This is a genomic window from Streptococcus mitis (assembly GCF_009496155.1).
In the GTDB taxonomy this organism is placed as follows: Bacteria; Bacillota; Bacilli; order Lactobacillales; family Streptococcaceae; genus Streptococcus; species Streptococcus mitis_BQ.
On sequence record NZ_WIJP01000001.1, the window covers coordinates 28,303 to 42,100 of the forward strand.

The window sequence follows — 13,798 nt, forward strand, 5'->3', positions numbered from 1 at the left end:
ATTAGTAATGTAAAAATTTACTGAAACGTTTTCAAAAAGTATATGAAACCTTTTTTAGTAGATTTAAAAATATTTGAAGGAGAGTTATCATTATGACTCAAGGGAAAATTACTGCATCTGCAGCAATGCTTAACGTATTGAAAACATGGGGCGTAGACACAATCTACGGTATCCCATCAGGAACACTCAGCTCATTGATGGACGCTTTGGCTGAAGACAAAGATATCCGTTTCTTGCAAGTTCGCCACGAAGAAACAGGTGCTCTTGCAGCGGTTATGCAAGCTAAATTCGGTGGCTCAATAGGGGTTGCAGTTGGTTCAGGTGGTCCAGGTGCGACTCACTTGATTAACGGTGTTTACGATGCAGCTATGGATAACACTCCATTCCTAGCAATCCTTGGATCACGTCCAGTTAACGAATTGAACATGGATGCTTTCCAAGAATTGAACCAAAACCCAATGTACAACGGTATCGCTGTATACAACAAACGTGTAGCTTACGCTGAGCAATTGCCAAAAGTAATCGACGAAGCTTGCCGTGCTGCAGTTTCTAAAAAAGGTCCAGCTGTTGTTGAAATCCCAGTAAACTTCGGTTTCCAAGAAATCGACGAAAACTCATACTACGGTTCAGGTTCATACGAACGTTCATTCATCGCTCCTGCTTTGAACGAAGTTGAAATCAACAAAGCTGTTGAAATCTTGAACAATGCTGAACGTCCAGTTATTTACGCTGGTTACGGTGGTGTGAAAGCTGGTGAAGTGATTACTGAATTGTCACGTAAAATCAAAGCACCAATCATCACAACTGGTAAAAACTTTGAAGCCTTTGAATGGAACTATGAAGGTTTGACAGGTTCTGCTTACCGTGTTGGTTGGAAACCAGCCAACGAAGTGGTCTTTGAAGCAGACACAGTTCTTTTCCTTGGTTCAAACTTCCCATTTGCTGAAGTTTACGAAGCATTCAAGAATACTGAAAAATTCATCCAAGTTGATATCGACCCTTACAAACTTGGTAAACGTCATGCCCTTGACGCTTCAATCCTTGGTGATGCAGGTCAAGCAGCTAAAGCTATCCTTGACAAAGTAAACCCAGTTGAATCTACTCCATGGTGGCGTGCAAACGTTAAGAATAACCAAAACTGGCGTGATTACATGAACAAACTCGAAGGTAAAACTGAGGGTGAATTGCAATTGTACCAAGTTTACAATGCAATCAACAAACATGCTGATCAAGACGCTATCTACTCAATCGACGTAGGTGACACTACTCAAACATCTACTCGTCACCTTCACATGACACCTAAGAACATGTGGCGTACATCTCCACTCTTTGCGACAATGGGTATTGCCCTTCCTGGTGGTATCGCTGCTAAGAAAGACAATCCAGATCGCCAAGTATGGAACATCATGGGTGATGGAGCATTTAACATGTGCTACCCAGACGTTATCACAAACGTTCAATACGACCTTCCAGTTATCAACGTTGTCTTCTCAAATGATAAATATGCCTTCATCAAGGACAAATACGAAGACACAAACAAACACTTGTTTGGTTGTGACTTCACAAACGCTGACTACGCTAAAATTGCAGAAGCTCAAGGGGCTGTTGGATTTACAGTAAACCGTATCGAAGATATCGATGCAGTTGTTGCAGAAGCTGTTAAATTGAACAAAGAAGGTAAAACTGTTGTTATCGATGCTCGCATCACTCCACACCGTCCACTTCCAGTAGAAGTACTTGAATTGGATCCAAAACTTCACTCAGAAGAAGCAATCAAAGCCTTCAAGGAAAAATACGAAGCAGAAGAACTCGTACCATTCCGTCTCTTCTTGGAAGAAGAAGGTTTGCAATCACGCGCAATTAAATAATTTCTCTCGTCGAAAATCAAATTTAAACTGTGTTATCTTCACCTTGCCGTACTTCAGTACTGCCTGCGGTTCGATGCCTTGTTTATTCTTTGATTTTCTTAGAGCGAAACTTGAAAAGATCGGAGCAATCCGGTCTTTTTATGGAGGATAGTAAATGAATTTAAATCAATTAGATATTATCGTTTCAGATGTTCCCCAAGTCTGTGCTGACTTGGAGCGTATTTTGGATAAAAAGTCAGATTATGTTGATGACAGTTTCGCTCAGTTTACGATTGGTAGTCACTGTCTGATGTTGTCCCAAAATCATTTGATTCCTTTGGAAGATTTTCAGTCAGGAATCATTCTTCACATTGAGGTTGAGAATGTAGACCAGAATTACCAACGGTTGAAAGAGATCGGTATCGAGATTTTACACGGTCCTTGTGAAACGGATTGGGGAACAGAGTCCTTATTAGTTAAAGGTCCTGCTGGTCTAGTGCTTGATTTTTATCGTATGAAATAGGGCGCTTAGTCATTTGAAGATAACCTTAGTTATTCTTAAAACAGAAATTGAGAATATGAACTATTGAAAGATCGGAGCAATCCGGTCTTTTTTAGGTAAATTTAATAGTAACTTCTGAGCTTGACTATCGTGAGGTAACGAATTAAAACAGTCTCGTGATAGTCCGTTTTAAGTATGACGCTGGACATAAGAATCATCAGAGGAAGGAATAGCGAGATTGTGTCTCTACGAATAGAAATGTGACAGTACGGCATGTATAGTAGATAAGGGTATTTGAAATTAGTTTATACTAGATTGAAAATTATTAAAATATAGAACTTTTCTAATTTTCTGACTTTTGCTTGGATTATCATTTTAATAGGTATATAATGTATTTAAAGAAATCAAAGAATAAAGAGGTGGTAATATGAAATTATCACGATATGTCTTAAGGTATGATACTGAAGATGGTAGTGTATATTTTAATACCAAAAATAATCATTCATTTTTAATTATGAATGAATTGAAGAAGAATATAAAAGAAAATAAAACAACGGGAAGTGAATATATTGCCTATTTGGAAGAGAATAGATATTTACTTGAAGACAATGAGGTAAACAAATATTTAAAACAGATAGAAGATAGGAATAATGAGATACTAGAGTTTACAATTCTTACTCATAGAGATTGTAATTTTCGATGTAAGTATTGTTATGAACACTTTAAAAATATTGGAATGTCTATTGAAACAGAAAATGCTATTTTGAAATTTGCTGAAGAAAAATTGAGTAATTCTCAATATCATTTCCTAAGGATAGCATGGTTTGGTGGAGAACCTCTGTTAGGCTATAAAACAATTCAACGGCTTTCACTAGAATTTTTGAAAATTTGTGAGCGATTTGGAATAACGTATTCAGCAAGTATTACTACTAATGGATTTTTGTTAACATCTTCCAAATTTGAAAAATTAGTAAGAGAGTATGATGTAACTAATTTTCAGATTACTATTGATGGTGATGGAGAGAGTCATGATTCTCAACGTGTGTTAAAAAATCAAAAAGGTTCCTATGCGCGAATTTTAGACAATCTTCATAAAATGAAGGATAGTGATTTAGATTTTATTTGTACGTTAAGATTCAATATATCGAAGGAAAATTATGACCATATGGAATCATTTCTATTAAATGATGGTCGTTACTTTAAAAATGATGATAGATTTTTTCTTCTATATCATAATATTGGTAACTGGGGACAAGGAGATCGTTCTAAAGACGACTGTGTTACAGTATTTAAAAATGATATGAGTTTTGGTATTTCTAAGAAAGCAGTTGATTTGGGGTACCATCTATCTTTGCCAAGCATTGTGGTTCACAATTCCTTTTCTTGTTATGCCAATCGTTTAAATCACTATATGTTTAATGTTAGAGGTATTGTACAAGCATGTACAGTTGCTTTGTACGATAATCAAAATATTTTTGGAAATATCAATACTGGATTGATTAACAAAGATAAAATGAAAGGATGGTTTTTATCTGTTAGAGAAGATTGTAAAACATGTTCCTTTGTTTTGATTTGTAAATTAGGCTTTTGTCCAATGGTCAAGCATATTACGGAATTAAGCTCTTCTGTGATTTGTAAGAATATGCAAGAGAAAATTCTTAAAAATCTAGCACTTTATGCTATTTCTGGATGCTATGAAGATATTTTAGATGTGGACTAGAGAATGGTAAGCAAAAATATCTATCAAGAAAAACAAAAAGATTGTAAAAAAACTGAAGTTGTAAGCAATAATTGTAATATTTGTTAAGTTTATATAAAAATGGAGAGGGGGGCTAGTCTCTCTATTTTTCTAGGAGGGCATTATGAATAAAATATTTCACTATCTGGATAAGAAAACGAAGTTTTATACTATCATCGGTGCACTGGCAAATGGAGGTTTGGCTCTTGCTCAACCCTTAGTCGTATCACAAGCCTTGTCCTTAAATCAAGGAGAACTGACTTATTCTAAAATCATACAGTTTGCTGTTTTTGGCTTTACAGTATACTTCGTCTTGTATAGCTTAATGCTCTTTTGTAATCATACACATAATGTTTTTAGACGTGAAATTCAAATGAATATGAGGGCAGATTTATTTGACAAGCTGATGATAAACAAAGATTTTAACGAAGATGAAAAAATCACCATGCTCACACAAGATATGGAGTATTTGGGGGATAATTACTTAGAAAAATACGTTAATATCATTTGCTGGAGCTTTGTAGCATTACTAACAGCGATTTATATTATTTCGCAAAATTTGTTACTAGGTAGTATTTTTGTCTTTTTCACTATTTTACGTCCTATTCCTCAGTTCTTGATGAATAAAAGACTCAAACATACTGGTGATGACATGGCTCAAGGCAGAGTAGAAGTACATAATCAAGTATCTGATAGTATCCGAGGAGCATATACTCTACTCATGAACCAAGCAATTTCTGAAAATCAGAACAGATTTTGGAAGATTAATAGACATTATCAACTAGCCATTCAAAAATTTTGCTTTACCCATAATATAATTTTCTTTTGCAACGGTTTCATGGTCTTTTTAAGCCAAGTTTTACCACTTGTTTTAGGTTTTTACTTTGCTATGACTGGGCAGAAGGTGTCAGTGGCAAGTCTTGTTGCTATGTATATAGCAGCAGGTCAGCTAGTGAGCCCTATTCAGACTATTATGTATGATGCTGTAGATATACAAGGAGCAAAAACGACAGCAGATAAGATTTTTGGAGTATTAGAAATTGGAGATGTAAAACAGATAGATAAAAAAGATGCGCAAGAATTGAATGCTCTGCACATTAAAAATTTAAGTAAATCCTATGGTGACAGGCAACTTTTTACTCATCTAAATTTGGATGTTCAAGCAGGTCAGAAAGTTTTAATCAAAGGACCGAGTGGTTGTGGTAAGTCAACCTTGTTTCGACTTATTACTGGAGAAGAAATAGCAGATGAGGGAGAAATTATCGGTGTGACAACTGTTAATGAATGTACATCAAGTTTTGTATCCAGTATAGGAATTATTAGCCAACATCCATTTCTCTTTAACGATACAGTGCGTTATAATTTGACCTTAGGACAAGAATTTTCTGAGGAAGAGTTGCTTGCCGTTTTGAAACAAGTCAAACTAGATTTTGAATTGACGGGTGGGATGGATTTTATTATCAAAAATAACGGGGAGAATATTTCTGGGGGACAAAGAGTAAGGATTGAATTGGCACGTTTTCTTCTTCGTAGAAAAAATCTGTTACTGGCTGATGAAGTGACCGCAAACCTAGATGAAGAAAACGCCTTCATGGTACATGAACTACTATTTTCTCTTCCTGTTATGATGTTAGAAATTGCCCACCATATTAATGATGAAAGTAGATATCAACAAGTTGTAGATTTAGGAAAATATTGATTCTGGCTTAAAAGTTAGTTTTATCAGAAAATAAAGTAAATATTTCAGCAATAAAACGCCCAGTATCAAGATTTTTCAATACATGATAATATGCGTTTTTCTGATTATATATACTTTTTCTAATCTCGCTCTTCTTTCTCATCACAAGACTGTGATAGTTTACATTTTTATAGCAAAACTCTCAAACTCTTACTTGTTTTTGCATCATATTATAAAATAAAAAGCATAAAAGAATAAAAGAGGTTTTGAAAATGTCCGAAAAACAAATGAGCGTTTTGGGTTGGGTAGCGACCTTCATGTCCGTTATGATGTATGTGTCTTACTTCCCACAAATTATAAACAATCTGGCTGGTCAAAAAGGAAATTTCATCCAGCCCTTGGTTGCTGCCATCAACTGTAGTCTCTGGGTTTACTACGGTCTTTTCAAGAAAGAAAGATATATTCCCCTTGCTGCTGCCAATGCTCCAGGTATCGTTTTTGACCTTGTGACGGCTATTACAGCTTTGATTTAAAAAGAAGACTGGTTTCAGTTTTGTTCGTTTATGAAAATAGATGCTTCATTAAAGTAATTTTTGAATGAGAGTTGAGGGAAAAAATCCAGTGACAGCTAGCTTTACGAGAGTCTTTTATGTTCGTCTCTATCAAAGAAAAAAGTATATCGTTACTATTTTTATAAAATATTCTCCCTACTTTATAAGATGTTAAAAAGAGTTCAATTCGAACTCTTTTTTTGCTATAATGAGGGGAGAAAAATCAGACAGGAGATCAAGATGTCAGAACCATTATTTTTACAATCAGTTATGCAAGAAAAAATCTGGGGTGGTACCAAGCTACGTGATGAGTTTGGATATGACATTCTAAGTGAAAAAATCGGGGAATACTGGGCCATTTCAGCTCACCCAAATGGTGTTTCAAAGGTCGCAAATGGTCGCTACGAGGGAACAGATCTAGCTACTTTATATGCAGAGCACCGTGAGTTGTTTGGCAACCGTCCAGAACCCGTATTTCCACTTTTGACCAAGATTCTCGATGCCAATGACTGGCTCAGCGTCCAAGTTCACCCAGATGATGCTTATGGACTAGAGCATGAAGGCGAACTCGGAAAAACAGAATGCTGGTACATCATAGCTGCGGATGAAGACTCAGAGATTATCTACGGTCACAATGCCAAGTCAAAAGCAGAACTCCGCCAGCAAATCGAGGACAAGAACTGGGATGATTTGTTGACAAAAGTCCCTGTCAAAGCTGGAGATTTCTTCTATGTACCAAGTGGCACCATGCACGCTATTGGTGCAGGTATCTTGATTCTTGAAACCCAACAATCTAGTGACACCACCTATCGCGTCTATGACTTTGACCGCAAGGACGACAAGGGCAACTTGCGTGAACTTCACCTTGAAAAATCTATCGATGTTTTAAACATTGGAGAGCCTGCCAATAGCCGTCCTGTGACTGTCAAAGCAGATGATTTGCGTTCTACTCTCCTTGTATCCAATGATTTCTTCGCAGTCTACAAGTGGGAAATCGATGGAAAAGTTGACTTCGAAAAGACAGCTGACTACAGCTTGTTGAGTGTCTTAGCTGGTCAAGGTCAGCTGACTGTTGACGGAAAAAACTATCCAATCCAAAAAGGTAGCCACTTTATCCTACCAAGTGATGTTGAAGCGTGGACCTTGGAAGGGCAAGATTTAGAATTAATTGTTAGTCATCCATAAAAAAGAAAGGGCCTGAGTTCATTACTCAAGTCCTTTTTTGTATTTACATAAATTGGGCGATAAAGACCACAATGATGATAATTGGAATAATAAAGCGAAGAAGGAAGAGCCAGACTTGGAACAGTCCTTGTTTCCATACCGTTTTATCAAGATGCAGTTCCTCCATGGCAAGAGCCTTTTTGAAGATGTAGCCTGTAAAGAGTGAAAGGCAGAGAGCTCCAAATGGCATGAGGAGATTGGAAACCAAGAAGTCCATAGCGTCAAAGAAGGTCTTCCCAAAAATGTGAACATCTGCCATAACACCGTAAGAAAGGGCTGAAGGGATTCCAAAGACAAAGGTCAAAATTCCTAAAATAACACTCCACTTAGCACGCTTGCTGTTGTCCTGGTTGGTGATATTGCCCACATTGATTTCCAGCATAACGACGGAAGAAGTGACCGTCGCAAAGAGGAAGAGCAAGAGGAAGAGGATGTAGAAAATAGTTCCAAAAGGCATCTTGTCAAAGAGTTGAGGCAAGACGATAAAGAGAAGGCTTGGTCCCCCTTCAGACTGGATATTGAAAGCTGACATGGCTGGGAAAATGGCTAGACCTGCCATGATGGATACCGAGATGTTCATTGCTACGATGGAAATCCCTGATTGGATCAGATTGGTTTTCTTGTCCAAATAAGAAGCATAGGTCAACATAGCTGTAACCCCTAGTGAGAGGGCGAAGAAAGATTGTCCCAGAGCATAGAGGAGACCAGCGCTCGTCAGTTTTGAAAAGTCTGGTTTGAGGAAGTAAAGAACCCCTTCCATGGCATTTGACAAACTGAGAGAACGACCGATGATGACGACAAAGATGATAAAGAGGAGAGGCATCATAACCTTAGATGCTCTTTCAATCCCTTTTTGAACACCACGTGATACAATAAAGATATTCAACAGGATAAAGGCTGCTTGAGCTCCTAGGGCAATGGCTGGATTTGAAATGATTGAAGTAAATAACTGAGCATAATCACCTGTTCCACTAAGTTGGAACAATTTTCCAAACTCAATGCCTAGATAGACTAAAATCCATCCTCCGATAACACTGTAAAACGATAAGAGGATAAAGAGGGCAAAGGCACCAATCCAACCGATGAAGTTGTACTTATTATTCTTACCAAGTTTTCCAAATGTTTTAATCCCAGAGACACCAGCGCTTCGGCCGAGGGCAAATTCAGCAAGGAGAAGTGGGAAACCGATTAAAATAGTGGAAACGAGAAAGACCAATAAAAAGCCTCCTCCACCATTAGCAGCAGTCATGTAGGGGAATTTCCAAACGGCTCCAAGTCCGATGGCTGAACCAGCAGATGCGAGGATAAAGCCCAGTTTAGAACCCCATTGCGATTTTTCAGACATAGTTAAACTCCTAAAATTAATGTTACAAAAGAAAAAGCTACTGCCCTTGGCAAATAGCCTCATAAGTACTCAAGATGAGCTTTTCTTTTGATTGATAGACTTGACTATCCTATCATGTTTTCAAAGGTCTGTCAAGAAAACCATTTTCAAGCTTTACATCTTTCTCAAAAAGTTTAAAAATCTTACAAAAAAGCTTGACTCTGACCTAAGGGGAGGGGTTATACTATATATGTAAGGAGGAAATCATGTACCATATAAAAGAAGCCGCCCAGCTTTCAGGTGTCTCTGTCAAGACCCTACACCACTACGATAAGATAGGACTCTTGGTTCCTTTAAAGTCAGAAAACGGCTATCGAACATACAGCCAAGAGGATTTGGAACGCCTTCAGGTCATTCTTTACTACAAATATCTAGGATTTTCTTTAGAAAAAATAGCAGAGCTATTAAAGGAAGATAGATCAGATTTATTACCTCATTTGACCAGGCAGTTGGACTATTTGACTCGAGAAAGGCAACGTCTGGATACCTTGATTTCCACCTTGCAAAAAACCATTCAAGAACATAAAGGAGAAAGAGAAATGACCATTCAAGAGAAATTCGCAGGATTTAACTACCAAGATCATCAAAAATACCACCAAGAGGCGATAGAGAAATATGGACAAGAAGTGATGGATCAAGCGATTGAGCGCCAGAAAGGTCACGAAAACGAGGCTACGGCTGCCTTCAACCAAGTTTTTCAAGCTTTGGCACAAAATCTTCAAGCTGGACTGCCTGTAACAGAAACTGAGAATCAAGAGCAAGCAGCCAAGCTCTTGCAAGCCATTCGTACTTATGGATTTGATTGTTCTGTTGAGGTCTTCGGATATATCGGCAAGGGCTACGTCTATAACCCAGAGTTTAAGGAAAATATTGATAAATTTGGAGATGGTACAGCCCAGTACACATCAGATGTCATTGCCCACTATGTCCAAACTCAGATAAAATAAAATCGGAGGAGTGTTCTTCCGATTTTTTCTAAATTCAAGCACTACTTGCTTAATAATTTTTCTACTACATTTAGTTTTCGCATGGTCAAATCTACATTGAAAAGCTTTTCAAGATAGTTGGTATGGAGTTTCTTTTGTTTTGCAGTTCTAGGGAGATAGAGGTAAAGACAATGGTTACCGATACAAATTTCTTCTTCACCGTAATCAATTTTCAATTTTTCTAAAGGGAGATTTTGAATAGATTCTTGATAAAAAATCACGTGTATACGGTCATAAAGATAGTGTTCTCCAAACGGGTTCTCATGAACAATCTCTTCAAGATTGTTCTTATTCTTGATAACCATTTTTAAGTCCGCCCCAATTTTTTCCTTTATCAGAGTATGAACACATTCTCGTATTTTTTCTAAATCTAAGTCACTTTCAAGAATGATATTCCCACTTTGAATATAGGTTCGAACGTGTTGAAAACCAGCTTCTGTCAAAATATCTACTAGATAAGACATTTTAGGGATAGCATTTTTTCCATTAGGAGTAACTCCCCTTAGCAAGATAATATGTTCCAAAGGACTTCCTTTCTTTTGGGGCTGATTTAGCCATTGAATAATTTAGATTTAGATTGGATTTGATCCCGCAACCCAGCCGGTGCAGAGGGCAGAAGTGATGTTAAAGCCACCCGTATGGGCGTTGATATCCAGTACCTCGCCAGCAAAGTGGAGACCAGGTACCAGCTTACTTTCTAGAGTTTTAGGATTGATTTCCTTGAGACTGACGCCACCCTTGGTAACAAATGACTTAGCAAGAGACATTTTACCAATTACAGGAATTTTAAGTCCTTTAATGGACTGGACAAGTTGTTCTCGTTCCTTTTCAGTCAATTGTTTGACTTTTTCAGGATAGTCTTGCACAAAAAATTCTGCCAAACGTTCTGGTAACAAGGTTTTTAAAGCATTTTTCAAGGATTTTTCCCGATTTTCTTCTAGAAATGTAGCCAAGTCCTTTTCAGAAAGTTGAGGCAAAATATCTAGAGAGAGAACCTCCCCACCCTTGACAAAACTAGACATACGCAGGGCAGCAGGACCTGACAAACCAAAATGGGTAAAGAGCAGATCGTGTGTGATGACATGTTTGCCATAGCTTAGGGTCACATCGTCCAGTGAAATCCCCTGTAAGGCCTTATGTGGAAAATCTGTCAACAAAGGACTTTCAGCGGCCTCAAGCTCGGTAATGGTGTGCTTGAAATGACGAGCAATCTCGTGACCAAAACCAGTCGAACCAGTTGAAGGATAGGATTTTCCACCAGTTGTGACAATGAGTTTATCACAAGTGAGGGTTTGGTCAGCTGACTTAAGGACAAACTTGTCATCTACCTTTTTTACTGAAACAATCTCTGTTTGAGTAGCAACTTGGCCACCTAATTCAGTGATTTTCTTTTCCAAGGCCTCGATAATAGTCCGAGATTTGTCGCTAGCAGGAAAGACGCGGCCGTGGTCTTCGACCTTAAGTTTAACACCATTTTCTGTAAAAAAGTTGATGATATCATGGTTATCAAACTGAGAGAAGACACTGTAAAGAAAGCGTCCGTTCCCAGGGATGCCAGCTAGTAGATCATCTAGAGTTCCATTGTTGGTGACATTGCAACGTCCCCCACCAGTCCCAGCTAATTTTTTTCCAAGTTTCCGATTTTTTTCGATGAGGAGAGTTTTCTGACCATAAAAGCTACTGGAAATTGTAGCCATCATGCCAGCAGGTCCTCCACCGATGACGATAGTATCAAAATGTTTCATAGCTCTATTGTACCACAAAAAAACAAGAGATGAAGGTCACCTCTTGTCAAGAATGCAATTAATCAATTTCATATCCCATCAGCAAACCACCATCTTCTGCATAAAAACTGCAGAGACCAGATGTTGGGAGAATTTTAATATCCGCCTGTGGGAAATTTTCACGGATTCGGTCTGAAAGCTGTTGACAACATTTCTCGTTATTGCGTTGGGCCATGACAATACGGCCACCAGCATATCCAGCTTTCACTAACTCTTCATAGGCTGCCTGAACTGATTTCTTTGGTCCTCTTGCTTTTTGCAGCAATTCGAGTGTTCCAGTTTCACTAGCTTCCCCAACCATACGGATATTTAGAAGGCCAACTACCGTACCGATAAGCTTGCTCAAACGGCCGTTTTTCACTAAGTTATCGACTTTGGCTAGAACAAAGAGCAACTTGGTTTTTTCTTGATAGGCAGTGATAGCTGCAACCACTTCTTCAAAAGATAAGCCCTGGTCAATCAAGTCATTTAATTTTTCTACGAGCAAGTCAACTTCACCACCAGCAGACAAACTATCAATCACATGAATCTTAGTATCAGGATGGTCTTCCAGATAAATATTCTTAGCCAGTTGAGCACTATTGTGACTACCAGAAAGAGTACCTGTGATGGTTACTAGGAAAATGTTTTTGGCTCCTTCAAATGCTCGCAAATAATCATCTGGGCTTGGACAAGCTGATTTTGAAGCTTCTGCAGTTGCATACATGGTTTCCATCATTTGGTCAATATCAAGACTGGCATCATCAACAAAGACCTGATCAGCTACTTGAATGGTTAAGGGAACACTTACAAAGGTCGTGTCAATAGCTGGTTTTGCTAGTTGACGATAATCACAACCAGAGTCAGCAATAATCTTCCAAGTCATAGAAATTCTCCATCTTTGTCAGTTATACATTGACAAAGGTTCTGTCTTTTTTTACAATTATATCATGAAAACCCTTGAAACAAAAGCCTCATCCGTCTGTTGTGACAAGTAGAAAGAAAATGTTATGTCTGAACGTAGAATCTCTGAAAAATCTCTTGAAAATCTCAGAAAATCAAACCAAGAATCCAATTTAATAACTAGAGAAGCGATTGAAACAGCCCTCTTGCAACTCTTGGAAAAAAAGGACTTGACCAAGATTAGTATTTCTGAATTGGTCAAACGTGCAGGCGTTTCGCGTGCGGCCTTTTACCGTAATTATGATTCCAAAGAGGAAATTTTAGAGAGCGTCTTTAAACGGAGTGTCCACAACATCATGGAACAGTTGCACCATTATGATTTAAAGACAGACCTTTATCTGGTCTGGGTTCACCTTTTCCGTGAGGCAAGAAAGGAAGCTAGAGTGATTCAATTGGCCTTGGATTACCATCTGGAAAAAATCTTTGTCCAAGCCGTGCAGGAATTTCTAGAAAAATACCATGGAAAATCAAAAGGTGTCAGCTCTTATCTTCATTCCTTCTGGAGTTCGGCCATCGTCTCTGTCCTTCTAAAATGGATCAAGGATGGCATGAAGGTACCTGCTGAAAAGATTGCGGATTTACGGTTACCATTTTTTAAAAAATAGAGAAAAAGGAGAAGAGATATGACTGAAAAAAGACTAGCATGGGATGAATATTTTGCAGCCCAAGCTCTACTAATTGCCAATCGTTCCACTTGTAAACGTGCCAAAGTGGGTGCGATTTTGGTTAAGGATAATAAGGTAATTTCCACTGGTTACAATGGTTCGGTGTCAGGGACTGAGCATTGTATTGACCACGAATGTCTGGTCATTGAAGGCCACTGTGTTCGCACCCTTCACGCTGAGGTCAATGCTATCCTTCAAGGTGCAGAACGTGGTGTTCCCAAAGGCTTTACAGCCTATGTAACCCATTTTCCTTGTCTCAACTGTACAAAACAATTGCTTCAGGTCGGTTGTAAGCGCGTGGTTTATATAAACCAGTACCGAATGGACGACTATGCCCAATACCTTTATCAAGAAAAAGGGACAGAATTAACCCATCTACCACTTGAGACCGTACAGGAAGCTCTTAAAGAGGCAGATCTAATGTAAAAAATTATCAAAAATAAATGGTTTAGAAAGATTTTTAAACCGTTTTTTGGTATAATAAGAAGAATAAATTG

At 38.1% G+C, this 13,798-nt stretch carries 13 protein-coding genes; 9 read left to right on the forward strand and 4 right to left on the reverse strand.

Annotated features, from left to right (window positions below; genetic code table 11):
• Positions 1-92 precede the first annotated feature (92 nt).
• The 6 genes from spxB to manA all read left to right on the forward strand — a co-directional run bounded on the left by spxB (position 93) and on the right by manA (position 7,501).
• A complete protein-coding gene (spxB, locus tag GEZ84_RS00160) occupies positions 93-1,868 on the forward strand; it encodes a pyruvate oxidase (RefSeq protein WP_000191823.1) in 1,776 nt (591 codons plus the stop codon).
• Positions 1,869-2,022: 154 nt separating this feature from the next.
• Positions 2,023-2,370 carry a VOC family protein gene (locus tag GEZ84_RS00165; RefSeq protein WP_153222835.1) on the forward strand — a complete coding sequence of 116 codons (348 nt, stop codon included), beginning with the start codon at positions 2,023-2,025 and terminating at the stop codon, positions 2,368-2,370.
• Positions 2,371-2,776: 406 nt separating this feature from the next.
• A complete protein-coding gene (locus tag GEZ84_RS00170) occupies positions 2,777-4,069 on the forward strand; it encodes a radical SAM protein (RefSeq protein ID WP_153222836.1) in 1,293 nt (430 codons plus the stop codon).
• A gap of 142 nt (positions 4,070-4,211) precedes the next feature.
• Positions 4,212-5,786: an ATP-binding cassette domain-containing protein gene (locus GEZ84_RS00175; protein ID WP_153222837.1), complete on the forward strand. Its 1,575-nt coding sequence runs from the start codon at positions 4,212-4,214 to the stop codon at positions 5,784-5,786.
• A 251-nt stretch (positions 5,787-6,037) separates the two neighbouring features.
• Positions 6,038-6,298 carry a SemiSWEET family transporter gene (locus GEZ84_RS00180; protein WP_153222838.1) on the forward strand — a complete coding sequence of 87 codons (261 nt, stop codon included), beginning with the start codon at positions 6,038-6,040 and terminating at the stop codon, positions 6,296-6,298.
• Between the two features lie 258 nt (positions 6,299-6,556).
• Complete coding sequence (manA, locus tag GEZ84_RS00185) at positions 6,557-7,501, forward strand: mannose-6-phosphate isomerase, class I (RefSeq protein WP_153222839.1); 945 nt, start codon at positions 6,557-6,559, stop codon at positions 7,499-7,501.
• 43 nt (positions 7,502-7,544) lie between these two features.
• On the opposite strand, the gene GEZ84_RS00190 is transcribed toward manA, so the two are convergent.
• Complete coding sequence (locus tag GEZ84_RS00190) at positions 7,545-8,885, reverse strand: sodium-dependent transporter (RefSeq protein ID WP_153222840.1); 1,341 nt, start codon at positions 8,883-8,885, stop codon at positions 7,545-7,547.
• Between the two features lie 245 nt (positions 8,886-9,130).
• Between GEZ84_RS00190 and GEZ84_RS00195 the strand changes: the two genes are divergently transcribed.
• On the forward strand, positions 9,131-9,871 hold the full coding sequence (locus tag GEZ84_RS00195; protein ID WP_153222841.1) for a MerR family transcriptional regulator: 741 nt from the start codon (positions 9,131-9,133) through the stop codon (positions 9,869-9,871).
• A gap of 41 nt (positions 9,872-9,912) precedes the next feature.
• Here GEZ84_RS00195 and GEZ84_RS00200 read toward each other — a convergent pair whose 3' ends face one another.
• From GEZ84_RS00200 to GEZ84_RS00210, 3 genes are read right to left on the reverse strand one after another with little or no spacing between them, the layout of a single operon-like run.
• Positions 9,913-10,434, reverse strand: coding sequence for a DUF1697 domain-containing protein (locus GEZ84_RS00200; RefSeq protein WP_153222842.1), 522 nt, complete (start codon positions 10,432-10,434; stop codon positions 9,913-9,915).
• Positions 10,435-10,482: 48 nt separating this feature from the next.
• Positions 10,483-11,655, reverse strand: a complete 1,173-nt coding sequence (locus GEZ84_RS00205) for an NAD(P)/FAD-dependent oxidoreductase (RefSeq protein ID WP_153222843.1) — start codon at positions 11,653-11,655, stop codon at positions 10,483-10,485.
• 58 nt (positions 11,656-11,713) lie between these two features.
• Entirely contained in the window at positions 11,714-12,559 is an 846-nt protein-coding gene (locus GEZ84_RS00210; RefSeq protein ID WP_153222844.1) for a DegV family protein, read from the reverse strand.
• 124 nt (positions 12,560-12,683) lie between these two features.
• Here GEZ84_RS00210 and GEZ84_RS00215 point away from each other — a divergent pair, with 124 nt between their 5' ends.
• On the forward strand, positions 12,684-13,241 hold the full coding sequence (locus GEZ84_RS00215; RefSeq protein ID WP_153222845.1) for a TetR/AcrR family transcriptional regulator: 558 nt from the start codon (positions 12,684-12,686) through the stop codon (positions 13,239-13,241).
• Between the two features lie 18 nt (positions 13,242-13,259).
• On the forward strand, positions 13,260-13,727 hold the full coding sequence (locus GEZ84_RS00220; RefSeq protein ID WP_000136974.1) for a deoxycytidylate deaminase: 468 nt from the start codon (positions 13,260-13,262) through the stop codon (positions 13,725-13,727).
• The last annotated feature ends 71 nt before the right edge of the window (positions 13,728-13,798 follow it).